The organism is Sphingomonas sp. SORGH_AS_0438 (genome assembly GCF_031453475.1).
Classification (GTDB): Bacteria; Pseudomonadota; Alphaproteobacteria; order Sphingomonadales; family Sphingomonadaceae; genus Sphingomonas.
This window is the reverse complement of sequence record NZ_JAVIZS010000001.1, coordinates 2,876,082-2,893,445: the sequence shown is the minus strand read 5'-3', so window position 1 is coordinate 2,893,445 and position 17,364 is coordinate 2,876,082. Positions and strand designations below refer to the sequence as shown.

The window sequence follows — 17,364 nt, the reverse complement described above, 5'->3', positions numbered from 1 at the left end:
CGACGAATGAGTATTGAAGGTAGCTCGGTGAATCCGGCAAAGTACTTTACCGGAGGTAACCTTTTATTTCGGCTACTAAGGATGGGTCACTCGAGCGAAATATCAAGCGGCGCATGACGTCGGTCGTCGCAAACCCGATCCTGATGAGTCCGCCGAATGCCTCATCCAAGAATGAAGATCCGTACGCACGAACACCGTCCAACTCGATAGTGATGGAGCCATCCCCAGAACGGAGGGCAGGCACTAGAAATTGATCACGGAACCGCGTTCCCGAGTTGGGACCATCGGAGATGAAGCGCCCCGCAGGCGCCCTGGAAAAATCCTTGGCGATGTTAATCATCGTTTCACCCATCCGTCCTCTCCGTGGAATCGACCGGAAAGGTCCAATTTATAAGCGTACCAAGCAGACTCGTTTTGAACGAACCGTTAATGTCTCGGCCGCTCGCGCTATCGAAGCCCACATAAGCCTTTCCGCTCAAAATTCCAACGCCACCAGCGCTCGAAGAGCGAGTCGCGTTCCATATCTGGGGCAGCCCTTTGCCCCGATGGATGTCGCCTGTCGAGCTTTCGCCAAGCAGGAGAGCGATGTTGATGGCTGCTGCATCTGCTGATTGAGCCGGAAAATATGTTTGAAGCTTCTTTAAGAAATTCTTTTCCCAAGTGAGGGGGAGTGATCGTGAAATTCCAATGCCTAGATCGCAAATCAACACGTCAAGCATGCCATTTCGTTCATGCGTAAACATCCACCACCTGCGTTCCTTATATCCCTTGCAGCCATCATTTCGGTCTGCTTTGTAGGCGTGGTGAAGAATGTTCACCAATGCTTCTGAAAGCCCGGTTTGAACGCTTTGCATTAGGCTTGGGCTGACGCGTCCTTCGTGTTCATCGAGGACGTCGCCTGACGTTTCGTCCGCGCGCGTCCCAGTTGCATAGCGCCAATGGCGAACGGTTTCGTGATAATCATCGTCGTGGTGCTTCGGCGGCAGAGGACTTTGACCTATCCTATGCAATAATTCAATTTGCTCAAATACCTGGCAAACAATCTTGGATTCTTCATCCCCGCCGTTGGGTAATTTGCATCGTATCGTTTGGCTGTTCAGACCCATTCGAGACGCGCGATCAATTTCCGCAACCAGCACAAGCATTGCGTCTGCTTGAATTTTGCGTGTTCTGCTAAAATCTAGTAGTACGTCGCGTCTATCTTGAAGATATGAAATTCTGAAAATTTCACATGCTTTCAAAAATGCTTGGCGCTGAATGTATCTCCTCAGGTGTAATTCCCGAGGAAAGGTAATCATGATAAACTTAGGAGATTGCTTGCTGCGAGCGGCAGCCCATCGGTGCTGCCCCTGACGGCGATGATGCCGCTTCTCTCGTTGCCGAACCTTGCGTCGTAACCGCTTCTGCAATCTGCTCGGACTAAGCTTCTGATAATGCAAAAAAGTGCTCCCCGCTGCGCCTATATCGGCATCATCGGATCATGGCCAGATAGTTGAAGCGGCAGCTGTCGCGCCGTGTGTGTGCTCACTTGATATGCCAACGTGATCGAACTGCCCCGATCTTGTCCTTTGATGGCGCTCTTGGCTGGATCGCGGCCCAGCTGGTTGCCCGCACGAGGATTGCTACGCTGCGCGATCTGAACCGTGCAATGGGGGATGGTGTCGGGAAAACCGTAATCTTCCTGATCTCGCCCGAAAATGCCGCTGAAAACCCCAGAAAACAGCCATTTCTAGGGTTATGGTCCAACCATAACAAACCATAACCTCAAGCGGTGAAAACAGTAATGTCTTTGATTTTGCTCGGTTTTTTTCTCGGCTCTGGTTAGGCTTTCAAACCATAATCTGATTATGACGATATTATGGTTTTGGTTATGGTGGAAACCCGCAGAAAACCGTCATTGTTACCGATGTTATGGTTTTCCCGACCCCTCCCAAAAAGTGGGGCGGCTCCCGCTAAGCCCCAAAGTTGTGAGCATCAAGACGGCACCGCGAGGCGTTTTGCCGCCGTTCGCCAGTTCGGGAATAGTTCGGGACTCTCGGGTCCGTTCGGTTCCGCTCGGTTCTGTTTCGTTCCGCTCAAGTCCGAAACGACAGCCCTTGCAGCCGCTGAAAACCGCGCTATTTGGCGGTTTCCCTGAGAGGGGGCGCTTAGCTCAGTTGGTAGAGCATCTCGTTTACACCGAGAGGGTCGGCGGTTCGAGCCCGTCAGCGCCCACCATTTGCACCCGCCATCGCGCAGGTTGGGGCCGATCCTGACCTGAATCGTTGGTTCGCGCAGCCATGGGACGGAGCCGGACGTGAAGCATCCCTCGATTTACGACGGCGCGTGGCATTGAGCCCCGCCATGTCGCCGCCCGCCGCCACCCCGGCCGCCGTGTCGCGGCGCTCGATGGCGGTGGCGGCGCTGTCGACCGTGGTGGAATGGTATGATTTCACCCTCTATCTCTATCTGGCGACCGTCCTGTCGCGCGTCTTCTATGGCGGCGGCGCGGTGGCGTTGGGGACGACGCTGGCGGGGTTCGCGCTCGCCTATCTGATGCGGCCGCTCGGCGCGATCGCGTTCGGCCATATCGGCGACCGCTATGGGCGGCGGCGGATGATGCTGCTGTCGATGGCGGTGATGACGGTGGCGATGCTCGCGACCGCGCTGTTGCCGACCCGCGACCAGATCGGGCCGATGGCGGGCTGGCTGTTGCTGCTGCTCCGCTGCGTCATGGCCTTCTCGGTCGGCGGCGAATATACCGGGGTCGTCGCCTATCTGCTGGAAGGCGCGCGGCCGGAGCGGCGCGGGCTGGTCACCTCCACCGCCGCCGCCGCCAGCGAGGTGGGCGGGCTGCTGGCGGCCGGCGTGGCGGCGCTGACCGTCGGAACGATGAGCGTCGCGACGCTCGATGGCTGGGGCTGGCGGATCCCGTTCCTGTTCGGTGCGGCGCTGGCGGCGGCGGTGTGGCTGGCCCGGTCGACGATGCAGGAATCGCCGGAGTTCGAGCGTCAGGCGACGCAGGGCAGCGTGCCGCGCAACCCCCTGCGCATGAGCCTGTCGCGGCATCGTATCGGCATCCTGCGCGGCTTCGCCATTTCGGCGCTGGGATCGATCACCTATTATGTCGGCATCACCTATGTCCCCGCCTTCCTGACCGAGACGGGCGGGGTGGGCGAGGCGACCGCGCTGTGGCTGTCGACGGGCGCGGCGCTGGTCGTGGTGATGGTGACGCCGCTGGTCGGGCTGCTGACCGACCGGGTCGGGCGGCGGCCGGTGCTGCTCGGCCTGTGCGGCGCGGCGGCGTTGCTGCCGGCGGCGATGTTCGGGATGATGGCGAGCGGCGGCCTGGCGCTGGCGGTGGCCGGCACGATGATCCTGGCGATGCTGGGCGGCGGCGTCAGCGCGGTCGGCGCGGTGGCGACCGCCGAGCAGTTCCCCGGCGAGGGACGGCTGACCGGATTGGCGCTGGGCGTAACCAGCGCGACCGCGATCTTCGGCGGCCTCGCCCCCTATGTCGCGCACCGGCTGATCGCGTGGAGCGGGTCGCCGCTGATGCCGGGGCTGATGATCGCGGTGGTGGCGCTGGGGTTGTTGCCCATCCTGTTGCGGATGAACGAGACGCGGCCCGCCTAGAGCGAGCGGACCAGCCGGACCGGCAGCGCCAGCCAGGCCGGGGGCTGGATCGGGCGGAGGCCTTCGTTCGCCGGCAGCAGCGTCGGCGGGACGAGCGCGACCAGCCGGCCGAACAGGAAGCCGCCGCCCGGCATCGGCGCCAGCACGTCGCGGTTCATCGCCTGCGCGAACTGATCGGGCGTCAGCATCGCGCACCAGAGCTGGTCGCCGGCGCGATAGTCGCCCGTCGCACCCGCGACCGTGATCGCGACCATGCCCGCATCGATGCGGGGGCAGGTCACTACGCTGGCATGACGCGGCGCGGCCGCCGTGCCGCCGTTCAGCACCGCCACCACCGGCAGGTCGCTCCGATCGGGCAGGCGGACCAGATCGGCCGCCTCCACCCCCAGGGCGGCGGCGATGCGGTTGAGCCAGGCGACCGAAACGGTGCGCGTGCCCATTTCCAGCCGGCCGATCGTCTGCGCCGTGGTCGGCGGCACGCAGGCGCGTGCCACATCGTCCAATGTCAGCCCCTTGGCGCGGCGCACCTCGCGGATCGAGGTTATCATGTCGGCCTCCGAAAACCAGATAGGATCGAGGCTGTCCTACAAACCATCCATTGTGGCAAGCCCGATTCGGACTAACCATGGGCAAGGAGCAGCCATGATGCGCGATCTGGTCGAACGGGTGGTGGATGGACAGGGTATGGCGGTGCGGGGGCCGGCCGCGCGGGGACGCAGGGTGACGGTGAACCGGGCGGAATCGCCCTTGGGCTGGCTGGCGTCGCGCGGGCTGGTGAGCGAGCGGCAATGCGCGGCGGGAGAGCGGTTGCGCGCCGATTGGGAACGGGCCCAACTCGCCCCGTCGGTGACGATGCGCTGGGGCGAGCGGGTCGATGGCGGGGCGGGCGACCGCGACGATCCGACCAGCGCGCAGATCGCGGCGAAGCGGCGGTTCGAGGCGGCGGTGGCGGCGGCCGGGCCGGGACTGTCGGACATATTGTGGCGGGTGGTGTGCGCGGGCGAGGGGGTGCCGGACGCGGAAAAGGCGCTGGGCTGGCCCGCGCGGGCCGGGCGGCTGGTGCTGACACTGGCCCTGGACCGGGTGGCGACCTATTATCGCTGCATGTGACGCGGGCGACGGGCCGGCGGACCCAGGGGATCACCGCCGGCTCATGCGCTTCGCCTTCATCAAATGCCACGGTTCGGGCAATGATTTCCCGCTGATCGACGCACGCGGGCTGACGCTCGGCGATGCGGAATGGGCGGCGGTGGCGCGCGCGCTGGCGGACCGGGCCGGGCCGGTCGGCGGCGACGGCCTGCTGCTGATGCCGGACGGCACGGCGGAGCGGCCGATCGGCTTCCGCATCCATGTTCAACAGCGACGGGTCGGAGGCGGAAACCTGCCTCAACGGCCTGCGCTGCGTCGCCCGGCTGGGGTTCGAGGCGCTGGGCGTGGATGCGGCGGGGGTGCAGCTCAACGGATCGGTCGCGACCGCCGCGCGCGATCCCGATGTCGCGCCCGGCGTCTATACGGTGCGCGAGACGGCGGGGCCGGTATCGCTCGACGTGGCGGCCTGGCCGCTCCGGGCGGGCGTGGCGCGGATCGTCGACGCGGTGGTGCCGGGGCTGGGCGCGCATCGCTTCACGGCGGTGGCCATCCCCAATCCGCATCTGGTGACGTTCGTCGATACGATCGACGAAGCGGAGCTGGTCCGGGTCGGCATGCTCTGCGAGGCCGCGCCCGACTGGCTGCCCAACCGCGCCAATGTCAGCTTCGTGATGGTCAAGGCGGATGCTATCTTCGTCCGCACCTTCGAGCGCGGGGTCGGGCTGACCGACAGTTGCGGCAGCGCGATGGCGGCGTCGACCTATGCCGCCTGCCTGAACGGTCGCAAGGCGTTCGACACGCCGGTGACGGTGCTCAACCGGGGCGGGTTGGTGCGCGCCGTGGCGGGCGCGGACGGGATGGTGACGCTGTCGGGCAACGCCACGTTCGAATGGGCCGGCGAAGTGACGGTGACGGACGGCGTCGCCAGCGACCTGGTGGTGACGGAGCGGTTCGACGCCGAGGTCGCGGCCTGGGCCGAGGTGGTGGCGATGGCGCGGGCGGCGAGCTGATCGCGGCGGAGCTCGCCATCACGGATCAGAAGATCCCTAGGAACTTCTTGCGCTGCGACTTGGTGGGCTGGTTGCTGAGATCGTCGCGCGGCTTGCCCTTGGCGGTGCGCTGCGCCGAGGCGGTCGCGCCCGACAGCACCGGGCCGCAGGCGGCGGACTTGGCATCGCCGATATCGACGAACGCCAGGATCGCGGCCGGCGGCGTCGCCAGCAGCGCCAGGCCCAGTCCCGCGCCCGCCCGGCCGAGCAATTGCGGCGAGACCAGCTGGAGCGCGGGCCGCGAGAAATAGCCGCGGATGCCGACCGGCGACTGGCCGGAGAACAGGCTGAACTTCTTGCCATCGGCGCGGAAGGCGAGGTCGACCGCCTCGGTCTTGAAGCTGAAGCCGCCCTTGCCGGTGATGACGTTCTTGCTCGTGTCGATCAGGATCGGGTCGGCGGCGGCGATGCCGTTGCGCACGGTGAAGGCGACCAGGCCGCAATTGATCTCGACCGGCTTCTTCAGCTTGTCCTCGAACATCTTCTGCACGAAGGTGCCGAGGTCGAGTTCGGCGAGCTGGACGTTGCGCGTCCACAGCGTGCCCTGCGGGATGATGAACGCCATCCGGCCGCGCGCGGTGGAAAGCGAATCATGCACGGTGTCGCCGCGCCCGCGCAGTTCGATCCGGCCCTTCAGCGTGCCGCTGGTCCCGGATTCCAGCACGCCCCAGCCCGCCAGCAGCTTGCCGAGCGGTGTCGGGGCGAGGCGGATGTCATAGGTCGCGTCCGCGGGCCGGGCATTGGTGTCGATCCGCACGTCCGAAGCGACGTTGCCGCGCGACAGCGCCATGGTCAGCGGCGACAGCGTCAGCACCGAATCCTTCAGCTTCACGGTCAGGTCGATGTCGGCGATCGGAATGCGCCGCGACCGCACCGCGCCGACCGTCCAATGCGCGTCGGCGTTGAAGGCGCGCATCGCCGCCACGTCGAGCGGCGCATCGGGCAGCAGTCGCGCCGGGGCCGCGCCGGTCGCGGCGGCGGCGGCGACCGCGCCTTTGGTCGCGACGATGTCGGGATTATAGCCGATGAACGGGGCCACATCGATGATGTCGAGGCTGCGGGTGCGCAGTTCCGCGCCGATATGCACTTTGGGCACGCTCTGCGTCACGGTGAAGCGGCCGCTGATGTCGCTGTCGCCGAAGCGGCCGGCCATGCGGGTGAAGCGATATTCGTCGCCGCTCTTCACCAGTTGGGCATGCAGGCGATAGCGGCGCGTCTGCGGGATATAGACGCCGATGATGCCGAGCAGTTCGCGCAGGTTGCGCCCGCTGGCGCGGGTCTGGAGCGGAACGTTCTCGATATCGGCGATCGAGGGCAGGGTGCCCGATACGTCGATGACATTATGCGCCGCCCACATCCGCGCGACGAGCTGGTTCTGGCCGCGATTGGCGGTGGCGTCGGGCGACAACAGCCGCCCCGCCAGGCGGAAGGGCGTGTCGCGGATCACGCCCTTGCCGGTCACGCCGACCGCGCGGCCGATCCGCGCATCGGTCGATCGGATATCGTCGAGCGACAGATCGGCGAGCAGCCGCATCCGGGGATCGCGGTAGCGCACGGTTGTGCCGGTGACGGTGGCGGTGTCGATGCGCGGGAATTCCAGCGGCTTGCCGCCCTTCTGGTCGCCGAACGTCCAGCTGTTGGTGGTGTGCGCCGCGTTCCATTCCAGGTCGGCGGCGCCGTTCGCCAAGTCGAGACTGTAGAGGCGGCGCTTGCCGAACAGCAGCGACAGGGGCGCGATGCGCGCGTCGATCCGGTCGGCCTGGAACAGGTTGGGCCGCGTCGCCCAGGCCGGATTGGCGAGGGTGAAACGCTCGGCATAGAGCTTGATTCGGAAGGGCGCGAAATAGAGCTGGAAATCGCCATCGACCTTCACGGCGCGATGCGTCTGCCCGGCGACGAAGCGTTCGAAGGGATGGCGGAGGAACCGGCCCTTGGTGACGAACAGCAGTAGCCAGATGCCGAAGATCACCGCCACCACCGCGATCAGCGTGTTGCGCAGGATGCGGCGGCGTCGCCGCTGCGTCTCCACGAGTGGCACGTCGGGGCTGGGCGCGGCCTGATCCATCGCGTCCCGACGCTTTCGGGGCCGTTTCGGTTCCGCATCGTTCATATGGTTGCATTCCGCATGGGGGGCGGGTAAGGGGCCCGCTTCCCGAGCGAGGCGCTACAGGAGGGCCCGGCCATCAGGGCTGCCGCGGCTGTCTTAAGTCTTGCTCTATGCGAAAGGACCAAAATGCCCAAGCTCAAGACCAAGAGCGGCGTGAAGAAGCGCTTCAAGCTCACGGCCACCGGCCTCCTCAAGCATGGTGTCGCTGGCAAGCGCCACCGCCTGATGAGCCACAATGCCAAGTACATCCGCCAGAACCGCCGCACCAAGGTGCTGTCGAAGGCCGACACCGCGACGGTGAAGGCCTGGGCGCCGTACGGCCTGAACTGAGGAGCGCTGAGACATGGCACGAGTGAAGCGTGGCGTAACCACCAAGGCGAAGCACAAGCGGATTTTGGATCAGGCGAAGGGCTATTATGGCCGTCGCAAGAACACGATCCGCATCGCGCGCCAGGCGGTCGAGAAGGCCGGCCAGTACGCCTATCGCGACCGCAAGGTGAAGAAGCGGACCTTCCGGGGTCTGTGGATCCAGCGCATCAACGCCGGCGTCCGCGCCGAGGGCCTGACCTATTCGCAGTTCATGCACGGCCTGAAGCTGGCGGGCATCGAACTGGACCGGAAGGTCCTGGCCGATATCGCCATGCACGAGGGTGAGGCCTTTTCGGCCATCATCGCGCAGGCGAAGGCGGCTCTCCCGCAGGCCGCGTAAACCGGCCTGACGCGAGGTGAAACAGGGGCGCGGGTGGCTATGCCATCCGCGCCCTTTTCGTTATCGGCGCTAGGCAAGCCGTCGCCGACGGGACGATGAGGAACGAATGACCGATCTCGATCAGATGCGCGACCGACTGCTCGCCGCCGTGGCGGAGGCCGAGGGGCTGGAGGCGCTGGACGCCGTGCGCGTGGAGGCGCTGGGCAAGCAGGGCCGGATCACGCAGCTGCTCAAGACGCTGGGCGGCATGAGCCCCGACGAACGCCAGGTGCAGGGCCCGGCGATCCAGGGCCTGCGCGAAGCGGTGACGAATGCGATCGCGGCGCGCAAGGCGGCGCTGGAGCAGGCGGCGCTCGACGCGCGGCTGGCCAGCGAGACGATCGACCTGACGCTGCCGGTCGACGCTGTGCCGGCGGGCACCATCCATCCGGTCAGCCAGGTGATGGACGAGCTGGCCGAGATCTTCGCCGATCTGGGCTTCGCGGTCGCCACCGGGCCGGAGATCGAGACGGACTGGCATAATTTCTCCGCGCTCAACATTCCGGAGACGCATCCGGCGCGGGCGATGCACGACACCTTCTATCTGGCCGGCGTCGAACCGGGCGGCGACGAGAAGCTGGTGAAGCGCGTGCTGCGCACCCACACCTCGCCCGTCCAGATCCGCACGATGACCGGCCAGCAGCCGCCGATCCGCATCATCGCGCCGGGTCGCACCTATCGCTCCGACTCGGATGCCACGCACACGCCGATGTTCCACCAGGTCGAAGGGCTGGTGATCGACAAGGGCATCACGCTGGCGCATCTGAAATGGACGCTGGAGACGTTCCTGAAGGCGTTCTTCGAGCGCGACGACATCGTCCTGCGCCTGCGCCCCAGCTATTTCCCCTTCACCGAGCCCTCGGCCGAGGTCGATGTCGGTTATACGATCGAGAAGGGCAAGCGCGTGATCGGAGGATCGGGCGGCGGCTGGATGGAGGTGCTGGGCAGCGGCATGGTCCACCCCAAGGTGATCGAGGCGTGCGGGCTGGACCCGAATGAGTGGCAGGGCTTCGCCTTCGGCTGCGGCATCGATCGGCTGGCCATGCTGAAATATGGCATGGACGATCTGCGCGCCTTCTTCGACGGCGATATCCGCTGGTTGAAGCATTACGGGTTCGCGAGCCTCGACGTGCCCACGCTGTCGGGAGGAGTCGGCGCATGAAGTTCACCCTGTCCTGGCTGAAGAGCCACCTGTCGACCGATGCCGATCTCGACACGATCCTGGAGGCGCTGACCCGCATCGGCCTGGAGGTCGAGGGCGTGACCGATCCGGCCGCCAAGCTGCAGGGCTTCACCGTCGCGCGCGTGCTGACCGCCGAGCGGCATCCGCAGGCCGACAAGCTTCAGGTGTTGTCGGTCGATGCGGGCAACGGTCCGCTCCAGGTCGTGTGCGGCGCGCCGAACGCGCGCGCCGGCCTGGTCGGCGTGTTCGGCCAGCCCGGCGCGGCGGTGCCCGCCAACGGCATGGTGCTGAAGGTCGCGGCGATCCGCGGCGTCGAATCGAACGGCATGATGTGCTCGACCCGCGAACTGGAGCTGGGCGAGGATCATGACGGCATCATCGAGCTGCCCCAGGATGCGCCGATCGGCACCGCCTTCGCCGATTATGCGGGGCTGGGCGATCCGGTGATCGAGGTATCGGTGACGCCCAACCGCCAGGATTGCATGGGCGTCCACGGCATCGCGCGCGATCTGGCGGCGGCCGGGCTGGGCACGCTGATCCCGCCGACCGTGCCGGTGGTGGCGGGCGAGGGGCCGGGGCCGGACGTGCGGATCGAGGATGCGGCGGGCTGCCCCGCCTTCTTCGCGCAGGGCGTGTCGGGCCTGACCAATGGCGAGGCGCCCGAATGGATGCGCCGCCGCCTGACCGCGATCGGGCAGAAGCCGATCTCGGCGCTGGTCGACATCACCAATTACATGACGGTCGATCTCGGCCGCCCCTTGCACGTCTATGACAAGGCCAGGCTGTCGGGCGGACTGGTTGCGCGACAGGCCAGGGCGGGCGAGACGGTCGAGGCGCTGAATGGCCGGACCTATACGCTGTCCGAGGGGATGACCGTGATTGCCGACGATTCGGCGGTGCACGATATCGGCGGCATCATGGGCGGCGCGCATTCGGGCGTGTCGGAGACGACCACCGACGTCGTCATCGAATGCGCCTATTTCACGCCCGAGGCGATCGCTCGGACGGGGCAGGCGCTGGCCCTGACCAGCGACGCGCGTCAGCGGTTCGAGCGTGGCGTCGACCCGGCCTTCCTGGACGACGGGCTCGCCATCGCCACCTTCCTGGTGCTGGAATATTGCGGCGGCACCGCGAGCGGCGTGACCCGCGCGGGCGAGGCGCCGCTCGGCACGCGCACTTACGCCTATGATCCGGCCCGGACCGAGACGCTGGGCGGGCTGGCGGTGCCGGCGGAGCGGCAGCGCGCGATCCTCGAATCGCTCGGTTTCACGGTCGGCGACGACTGGCAGGTGACGCCGCCCACCTGGCGGCGCGACATCGACGGCACCGCCGACCTGGTCGAGGAGGTGATCCGCATCGAGGGGATCGACAAGGTCGCCCCCGTGCCGCTGCCGCGCGTCCCCGGCGTCGCCCGGCCGACCGCCACCCCCGAGCAGAAGCTGGAGCGCCGCGTCCGCCGCGCCGCCGCCGCGCGCGGGCTGGACGAGGCGGTGACGTGGAGCTTCCTGTCCGAGCGGCAGGCGACCGCCTTTGGCGGCGGGGCGTTCACGCTCGCCAATCCGATCAGCGAGGAGCTGAAGGTGATGCGCCCCTCGCTGCTGCCCGGCATCCTGTCGGCGGCGGAGCGCAATCTGCGGCGCGGCGCGGGCAGCGTGCGGCTGTTCGAGATCGGCCGCCGCTATCTGGCGGAGGGCGAGCGCGCGACGCTGGGCCTGGTGCTGGCCGGCGAGCGCGCGCCGCGCGGCTGGCGGCAGGGCAAGGCGGCGGCGTTCGACGCCTATGACGCCAAGGCGGAGGCGCTGGCGCTGCTGGCGGCGGCCGGTGCGCCGGTCGACAATCTCCAGGTGATGGGCGAGGCGGGCGAGGCCTTCCACCCCGGCCAGTCGGGCACGCTCCGGCTCGGGCCGAAGACGGTGCTGGCGCGGTTCGGGATGCTGCATCCCGCGCTCCTCAAGACGTTCGACCTGGACGGCGCGGTGGCGGCGGTGGAACTGTATCTCGACGCGGTGCCGCCCAAGCGCGGCAGCGGCTTCATGCGGCCGGCCTATGCGCCGCCCGCGCTCCAGGCGGTGAAGCGCGACTTCGCCTTCCTGGTGCCGCCGGCGCTGTCGGCCGATGCGCTGGTGCGGGCGGTGCGGGGCGCGGACAAGGCGTCGATCGTGGCGGCGCGCGTGTTCGACGTGTTCGAGCGCGGGGCCGAGAAATCGGTGGCGGTCGAGGTCGTGCTCCAGCCGGGCGAGAAGAGCTTCACCGATGCCGATCTGAAGGCGGTGGCCGACAAGGTCGTCGCGGCGGCGGCCAAGCAGGGCGCGCAACTGCGCGGGTGAGGGGGCGTTTGCAACGCACCCCTACCGCCACCCCGGTGAAAGCCGGGGTCTGGTTGGAGCGGTAATAGTAACGGAGCGATGCGCTCCATCATGATCGTCCCCCAGCTGGACCCCGACCTTCGCCGGGGGTGGAAGGGAGCGGCGGAATGTAAAGACGTCATAGGAGGGAAGCGATGACCGATCTCGTCTGGCTGCGATCCGCGGGCCTGAGCGCCGCGATCAACCCGTTCGGCGCGGAGCTGACCCATTTGCGCGACGCGGACGGCCGCGAGCTGATGACCGATGCGGACCCGGCCTATTGGCCGCGCCACGCGCCCATCCTGTTCCCGGCGATCGGCGTGACCAATGGCGGCGTGATCCGCGTCGACGGCACGACCCATCCGATGCCCAAGCACGGCTTCGCCCGCGACATGGCCTTCACGGTCAGCGCGCAGGGTGAGGATCATGCGACCTTCACCCTGACCGACACGGCGGCGACGCGCGCCGCCTATCCCTATGCCTTCCGCCTCGACATCACCTTCCGCCTCGCGGGCGCGACGCTGGCGATCGAGGCGCGGATCACCAATCCGGCGGACACCGCATTGCTGGCGCAGTTCGGCTTCCATCCCGCCTTCGCCTGGCCCCTGCCATATGGCGAGGATCGCGCCGACCATCGCATCGTCTTCGCGGCGGACGAACCCGCCCGGCTGCGCGCGATCACGCCCGATGGCCTGATCGCCACCGAGACGCGCGCCAGCCCGCTGGAGGGGCGGACGCTGCCTCTCGCCGATGCGCTGTTCGTCGACGATGCCCTGGTCTGGGACCCGGTCGAGTCGCGCTCGGTCCATTATGGCGCGGAGGCGGGACCGCGCCTGCGCATCGACTTTCCCGACACCGACAAGCTCGGCATCTGGACCAAGCCCGGCGCGGCGTTCGTCTGCGTCGAGCCGTGGCACGGTATCGCCGATCCGGTCGGCTTCACCGGCGAGTATCGCGACAAGCCGGGCGTGTTCCCCGTCGCCGGCGGGGCGAGCAAGACGATCGCCATGCACGTCACGCTGGAGCGCTGAGCGGGGGGCAAGGTTCGCGCGGCGACGTAGCGGGGGCGGAGGTGGTCGGGTTACGGACCCGCCGCCGATCGGAAGGGGGCGTGCCTGCGCGCACGCTCCGCCTCCGCCTTCCCAGGTGAACCGTTAGGGCGGCGTGTGAAATCCCGTTCCCGCACCCCATGGCGCGAAACACGGAAACACCGTAAAGGGCCCATGCCTCCGCGCCGTCCCGCGCGCGACGGCCCCTTGTCGTACCCGCCGCGCGCCGCCCGTCCGAGAGGCGCGCCGCCGCCAACCCGGATTGCCCGCCCGTGACCTCCCCCCCGCCGCACCTTCGCGATCATCTCCCACCCCGACGCCGGCAAGACGACGCTGACCGAGAAGCTGCTCTATGTCGGCGGCGCGATCCATCTGGCGGGCGAGGTCAAGGCGCGCGGCCAGAACCGCCGCGCCCGGTCGGACTGGATGAAGATCGAGCAGCAGCGCGGCATCTCCGTCACCTCCTCGGTCATGACGTTCGAGCGCGACGGCATCACCTTCAACCTGCTCGACACGCCGGGCCACGAGGATTTCTCGGAGGATACCTATCGCACGCTGACCGCGGTCGATTCGGCGGTGATGGTGATCGACGCGGCCAAAGGCATCGAGCCGCAGACCCGCAAGCTGTTCGAGGTGTGCCGGCTGCGCTCGGTGCCGATCATCACCTTCGTCAACAAGGTCGATCGCGAGGGTCGGCCGGTGTTCGAGCTGCTCGACGAGATCGCCGACATGCTGGCGCTCGACGTCTGCCCGATGAGCTGGCCGGTCGGCATGGGCGGCGAGTTCGAGGGGATCCTCGACCTGCAAAGCAACCGGATCAGCCGGCCCGAGGGCGACAGCCGCAACTTCCAGGGCAAGGTGGAGGACGCGCCCAAGCTCGCCGACCGCTGGGTCGAGGAGATCGAGCTGGCCCAGGCCGGCTATGCCGAGTTCGATGCGGAGGCCTATCGCAACGGCGACCTGACGCCGGTCTATTTCGGATCGGCGCTCAAGGATTTCGGCGTCGCGGAGTTGATCGGCGCCCTGGCGAAATTCGCCCCGCCGCCGCGCCCGCAGCCGGCCGAGCCCGCCCCCGTCGCGCCGGAGAATCCGGAGGTCACCGGCTTCGTGTTCAAGGTCCAGGCCAATATGGACCCCAACCACCGCGACCGCATCGCCTTCATGCGGCTGTGCTCGGGCACGTTCAAGCGGGGCATGAAGCTGACGCCGACCGGCCATGGCAAGCCGATCGCGGTGCATTCGCCGATCCTGTTCTTCGCGCAGGACCGCGAGATCGCCGACGAGGCCTATCCGGGCGACATCATCGGCATCCCCAACCATGGCACGCTGCGGGTCGGCGATACCTTGTCGGAGCGAGCGGACGTGCGCTTCACCGGCCTGCCCAATTTCGCGCCCGAGATCCTGCGCCGCGTCGCGCTGAAGGACCCGACCAAGACCAAGCAGCTGCGCAAGGCGCTGGACGACATGGCCGAGGAGGGGGTGACCCAGGTCTTCTATCCGGAGATCGGCTCCAACTGGATCATCGGCGTGGTCGGGCAGCTCCAGCTCGAAGTGCTGCTGTCGCGGCTGGAGGCGGAGTATAAGGTCGCCGCCGGACTGGAGCCGGCGCCGTTCGACACCGCGCGCTGGGTGAGTGCGAGCGATCCGGCCGAGCTGAAGGCCTTCACCGACCTTAACCGCGCCGCCATGGCCAAGGATCGCGACGGCAATCCGGTGTTCCTGGCCAAGTCGTCCTGGGAGGTCGGCTATGTCGCCGACCGCTATCCCAAGGTGAAGTTCGCCGCCACGCGCGAGCGCTGAGGCGGGCACGGGCATTGCGGAGCGGTGCCCGGCGACCTAAAGCGCAACGCTTCATCAAAAGGTCGGACGGTCTTGGCGCTTTCGTCGCATATCGATCATTGGCGGCGAAGCGGGCTGCTGGGCCAGCTGGTCCGCTTCGGCATCGCGGGCGGGCTGTCGACGCTAATCTATTCCGCCGTCTATCTGCCGCTGACCTATTGGGTGCTGCCGCGCGCCTGGGCGGTGCTGGCGGTGCCGCCGGCGTTCCTGGTGGCGGTGATCTGCGGCTTCTTCCTGCACAGCGGCTGGAGCTTTCGCGGGCATGAGGCGGGCGGGCAGGGCGCCCGGCTCCACATGAAGTTCCTGGTGGTGCAGAGCTTCGGCTTCGTGCTCAACGCCCTGTTCACCTGGATCACGACCGCGCTGCTGCACCAGCCGCCCTGGGTCGCGCTGATCCCGGCGGCGACGGTCACGCCGCTCGCCACCTTCTTCCTCAATCGCCAGTGGGTATTCGGCTGATATGGATCGCATCGTCTATGACCGCATGGCGGCGCATGACTCCACCCATTGGTGGTATCGCGCGCGGCGCGACATCCTGGCCGATTATCTCGACCGCTATGGCGATCTGCCGAACGGCGCGCGCATCCTGGAGATCGGCTGCGGCACCGGCCACAATCTGCCGATGCTCGCCGCCTTCGGCAGCGTCGACGCGATCGAGATCGACCCGGCGGCGCGCGCCATCGCGTCGCAGCGGCTGGGCAAGCCGGTCGGCGCCTCGCCGCTGCCCGGCCTGCCCGACGTGCCGCGCGGCCATTACGACCTGGTGGCGGTGCTCGACGTGGTCGAGCATATCGAGGACGACGTCGCCGCGCTGGCGGGGATGCGGTCGCTGTTGCGGCCCGGCGGCAAGATCCTGATCGCGGTGCCAGCGCATCAATGGATGTGGAGCGCGCATGACGTGGTGAACCACCATCATCGCCGCTATTCCAAGACGACGCTGAAGGCGGCGATCGCCCAAGCGGGGCTGGTCCCCGAGCGGCTGGGCTATTTCAACTCGCTGCTGTTCCCGCTGGCGGCGGCGGCGCGGGTGATGGGCCGGCTGACCGGGCGCGACGACAGCGACGATTCGCCACCGCCGCCCGCGGTCAACGCGCTATTTGAGCGGATTTTCCGGCTGGAGCGGCATCTGGTCGGCCGGGTGCCGATGGGGCCGGGCGTGTCCATCGTCACGCTCGCCAAACCCGCCTGACGGCGGGGGGGTACCCATCCCGGCTGAGGCGAACGCGGCGGACGTGGTGGCGGGATCGGCCTGGAAGCCCAGGGTCGCCCGGCCGCGCACCGGCCCGGCGACATCGGCGACCAGATAGAGCGGCCGCCGCTTCGCCTCGATATACAGGCGGCCCAGATACTCGCCGATCATGCCCAGCACGAACATCTGCGCCGCGCCGATCACCACATTGACCAGCATCGTCGAGGTCCAGCCCGCCACCGCGCTGCCCGACAGCCAGCCGATCGCGATATAGACGATCAGCAGCAGCGACACGCCGGTCAGCGCCAGTCCCAGATGGCTGGCCCAGCGCAAGGGCGCGGTGGAGAAGCCGGTGACCGCGTCGAACGCCAGCCGGATCATCTTGGCGAGCGGATAATGGGTCTCGCCGGCATGACGCTCCGCCCGGTCATAGGCGAAGGGGACCTGGCGGAAACCGACCCAGGCGACCATGCCCCGGATGAAGCGCGCCTGTTCGGGCAGCGAGAGCAGCGCGTCGAGCGCCCGGCGGCTCATCAGGCGGAAATCGCCGGTATCGACCGGGATCGTGGTATCGGTGACCCGGTCGAGCACACGGTAGAAGGCGGCGGCCGTCGCCTTCTTGAACAGCGTCTCGCCCTCGCGCCGGCGGCGGACGGCATAGACCACATCGGCGCCTTGCGCATGCATGGTCGCACGCATCTCGCCCAGCAGTTCGGGCGGGTCCTGCAGATCGGCGTCGATGATCAGGATCTCCGCGCCCGAACACAGGTCGAGCCCGGCGGTGAGCGCGAGCTGGTGGCCGTGGTTGCGCGACAGGTTGATCGCGACCAGATTCGGGTCGGCCGCGCTCAGCCGCTGCATGACCGCCCAGCTCTCGTCCCGCGAACCGTCGTTGATCAGGACGATCTCATAATCCTCGCCCACCACCGCCCGCGCGGCGGCGGAGACGCGGGCGTGGAGCACGTCGAGGCAGGCGGCTTCGTTGTAGCAGGGAATGACGACGGACAGCGTAGGGGCAAGCGTCGGGATTGGGGCGCGCGGATGCATGATGCGCCGCTTGTAACCGCCCGCACCGGCCGCGTCATCGGCTTTCACGGTCGGCGGACGCGCAAGCCGGGACGGTATACCGGATGCGATGGGCGGAACAGGAT

At 67.5% G+C, this 17,364-nt stretch carries 16 protein-coding genes, 1 tRNA gene and 1 pseudogene; 12 read left to right on the top strand and 6 right to left on the bottom strand.

The genetic code is table 11. The annotated features are described in order from the left end of the window. Positions 1-46 precede the first annotated feature (46 nt). Together QE452_RS19095 and QE452_RS13495 are read right to left on the bottom strand one after the other, a co-directional pair. On the bottom strand, positions 47-340 hold the full coding sequence (locus QE452_RS19095; RefSeq protein ID WP_405052802.1) for an STAS-like domain-containing protein: 294 nt from the start codon (positions 338-340) through the stop codon (positions 47-49). Positions 341-344: 4 nt separating this feature from the next. After that, complete coding sequence (locus QE452_RS13495) at positions 345-1,439, bottom strand: hypothetical protein (RefSeq protein WP_309730156.1); 1,095 nt, start codon at positions 1,437-1,439, stop codon at positions 345-347. Between the two features lie 702 nt (positions 1,440-2,141). Between QE452_RS13495 and QE452_RS13490 the strand changes: the two genes are divergently transcribed. Together QE452_RS13490 and QE452_RS13485 are read left to right on the top strand one after the other, a co-directional pair. Further along, positions 2,142-2,217 (top strand) — tRNA-Val (locus tag QE452_RS13490). A gap of 171 nt (positions 2,218-2,388) precedes the next feature. Continuing rightward, positions 2,389-3,615 carry an MFS transporter gene (locus tag QE452_RS13485; protein ID WP_309730546.1) on the top strand — a complete coding sequence of 409 codons (1,227 nt, stop codon included), beginning with the start codon at positions 2,389-2,391 and terminating at the stop codon, positions 3,613-3,615. Here the strand turns inward: QE452_RS13485 and QE452_RS13480 are convergent. Continuing rightward, positions 3,612-4,163 (bottom strand): helix-turn-helix transcriptional regulator, encoded by a 552-nt coding sequence (locus tag QE452_RS13480; RefSeq protein ID WP_309657395.1) that lies wholly within the window; start codon positions 4,161-4,163, stop codon positions 3,612-3,614. The genes QE452_RS13485 and QE452_RS13480 overlap by 4 nt on opposite strands. A gap of 97 nt (positions 4,164-4,260) precedes the next feature. On the opposite strand from QE452_RS13480, the gene QE452_RS13475 reads away from it, so the two are divergent. Beyond that, on the top strand, positions 4,261-4,725 hold the full coding sequence (locus QE452_RS13475; protein ID WP_309657396.1) for a DUF6456 domain-containing protein: 465 nt from the start codon (positions 4,261-4,263) through the stop codon (positions 4,723-4,725). A 30-nt stretch (positions 4,726-4,755) separates the two neighbouring features. Here the strand turns inward: QE452_RS13475 and QE452_RS13470 are convergent, their stop codons facing one another. Beyond that, a complete protein-coding gene (locus QE452_RS13470; protein WP_309730153.1) occupies positions 4,756-4,962 on the bottom strand; it encodes a hypothetical protein in 207 nt (68 codons plus the stop codon). A 2-nt stretch (positions 4,963-4,964) separates the two neighbouring features. Here QE452_RS13470 and dapF point away from each other — a divergent pair, with 2 nt between their 5' ends. Next, entirely contained in the window at positions 4,965-5,714 is a 750-nt protein-coding gene (gene dapF / locus QE452_RS13465) for a diaminopimelate epimerase (protein WP_309730150.1), read from the top strand. Positions 5,715-5,739: 25 nt separating this feature from the next. Here dapF and QE452_RS13460 read toward each other — a convergent pair whose 3' ends face one another. Beyond that, positions 5,740-7,818, bottom strand: coding sequence for an AsmA family protein (locus QE452_RS13460; RefSeq protein WP_309657398.1), 2,079 nt, complete (start codon positions 7,816-7,818; stop codon positions 5,740-5,742). Between the two features lie 168 nt (positions 7,819-7,986). On the opposite strand from QE452_RS13460, the gene rpmI reads away from it, so the two are divergent. The 8 genes and pseudogenes from rpmI (at position 7,987) to QE452_RS13420 (ending at position 16,213) form a co-directional block, all read left to right on the top strand. Next, positions 7,987-8,190: a 50S ribosomal protein L35 gene (gene rpmI, locus QE452_RS13455; protein WP_125993407.1), complete on the top strand. Its 204-nt coding sequence runs from the start codon at positions 7,987-7,989 to the stop codon at positions 8,188-8,190. Positions 8,191-8,203: 13 nt separating this feature from the next. Beyond that, positions 8,204-8,569: a 50S ribosomal protein L20 gene (rplT, locus tag QE452_RS13450; protein ID WP_125993406.1), complete on the top strand. Its 366-nt coding sequence runs from the start codon at positions 8,204-8,206 to the stop codon at positions 8,567-8,569. A 106-nt stretch (positions 8,570-8,675) separates the two neighbouring features. Next, positions 8,676-9,770, top strand: a complete 1,095-nt coding sequence (gene pheS / locus QE452_RS13445) for a phenylalanine--tRNA ligase subunit alpha (protein WP_309657399.1) — start codon at positions 8,676-8,678, stop codon at positions 9,768-9,770. Beyond that, positions 9,767-12,118 carry a phenylalanine--tRNA ligase subunit beta gene (gene pheT / locus QE452_RS13440; RefSeq protein ID WP_309657400.1) on the top strand — a complete coding sequence of 784 codons (2,352 nt, stop codon included), beginning with the start codon at positions 9,767-9,769 and terminating at the stop codon, positions 12,116-12,118. Before pheS ends, pheT begins: the two co-directional genes overlap by 4 nt. Positions 12,119-12,291: 173 nt before the next feature. Then, complete coding sequence (locus tag QE452_RS13435; RefSeq protein WP_309657401.1) at positions 12,292-13,167, top strand: aldose 1-epimerase family protein; 876 nt, start codon at positions 12,292-12,294, stop codon at positions 13,165-13,167. Between the two features lie 300 nt (positions 13,168-13,467). Then, positions 13,468-14,985: pseudogene (locus QE452_RS13430) on the top strand (peptide chain release factor 3); the annotation flags it as partial. A 72-nt stretch (positions 14,986-15,057) separates the two neighbouring features. After that, positions 15,058-15,483, top strand: coding sequence for a GtrA family protein (locus tag QE452_RS13425; protein ID WP_309657402.1), 426 nt, complete (start codon positions 15,058-15,060; stop codon positions 15,481-15,483). A gap of 1 nt (position 15,484) precedes the next feature. Then, positions 15,485-16,213, top strand: coding sequence for a class I SAM-dependent methyltransferase (locus tag QE452_RS13420; protein WP_309657403.1), 729 nt, complete (start codon positions 15,485-15,487; stop codon positions 16,211-16,213). Here the strand turns inward: QE452_RS13420 and QE452_RS13415 are convergent. Continuing rightward, the gene (locus tag QE452_RS13415; protein WP_309657404.1) at positions 16,118-17,260 is read right to left on the bottom strand and encodes a glycosyltransferase family 2 protein; all 1,143 of its coding nucleotides are present in this window, start codon (positions 17,258-17,260) and stop codon (positions 16,118-16,120) included. The two genes, QE452_RS13420 and QE452_RS13415, sit on opposite strands and share 96 nt — an antisense overlap. Between the last annotated feature and the right edge of the window lie 104 nt (positions 17,261-17,364).

What these genes read in the sequence shown, in the direction of transcription:
- QE452_RS13470 (WP_309730153.1), bottom strand. Translation starts at nt 4,962, where the DNA reads ATGCGGAAGCCGATCGGCCGCTCCGCCGTGCCGTCCGGCATCAGCAGC.
- QE452_RS13420 (WP_309657403.1), top strand. Translation starts at nt 15,485, where the DNA reads ATGGATCGCATCGTCTATGACCGCATGGCGGCGCATGACTCCACCCAT.
- QE452_RS13475 (WP_309657396.1), top strand. Translation starts at nt 4,261, where the DNA reads ATGCGCGATCTGGTCGAACGGGTGGTGGATGGACAGGGTATGGCGGTG.
- QE452_RS13415 (WP_309657404.1), bottom strand. Translation starts at nt 17,260, where the DNA reads ATGCATCCGCGCGCCCCAATCCCGACGCTTGCCCCTACGCTGTCCGTC.
- rpmI (WP_125993407.1), top strand. Translation starts at nt 7,987, where the DNA reads ATGCCCAAGCTCAAGACCAAGAGCGGCGTGAAGAAGCGCTTCAAGCTC.
- QE452_RS13485 (WP_309730546.1), top strand. Translation starts at nt 2,389, where the DNA reads ATGGCGGTGGCGGCGCTGTCGACCGTGGTGGAATGGTATGATTTCACC.
- QE452_RS13480 (WP_309657395.1), bottom strand. Translation starts at nt 4,163, where the DNA reads ATGATAACCTCGATCCGCGAGGTGCGCCGCGCCAAGGGGCTGACATTG.
- pheT (WP_309657400.1), top strand. Translation starts at nt 9,767, where the DNA reads ATGAAGTTCACCCTGTCCTGGCTGAAGAGCCACCTGTCGACCGATGCC.
- QE452_RS13460 (WP_309657398.1), bottom strand. Translation starts at nt 7,818, where the DNA reads ATGGATCAGGCCGCGCCCAGCCCCGACGTGCCACTCGTGGAGACGCAG.
- QE452_RS13435 (WP_309657401.1), top strand. Translation starts at nt 12,292, where the DNA reads ATGACCGATCTCGTCTGGCTGCGATCCGCGGGCCTGAGCGCCGCGATC.
- pheS (WP_309657399.1), top strand. Translation starts at nt 8,676, where the DNA reads ATGACCGATCTCGATCAGATGCGCGACCGACTGCTCGCCGCCGTGGCG.
- rplT (WP_125993406.1), top strand. Translation starts at nt 8,204, where the DNA reads ATGGCACGAGTGAAGCGTGGCGTAACCACCAAGGCGAAGCACAAGCGG.
- QE452_RS19095 (WP_405052802.1), bottom strand. Translation starts at nt 340, where the DNA reads ATGATTAACATCGCCAAGGATTTTTCCAGGGCGCCTGCGGGGCGCTTC.
- dapF (WP_309730150.1), top strand. Translation starts at nt 4,965, where the DNA reads ATGTTCAACAGCGACGGGTCGGAGGCGGAAACCTGCCTCAACGGCCTG.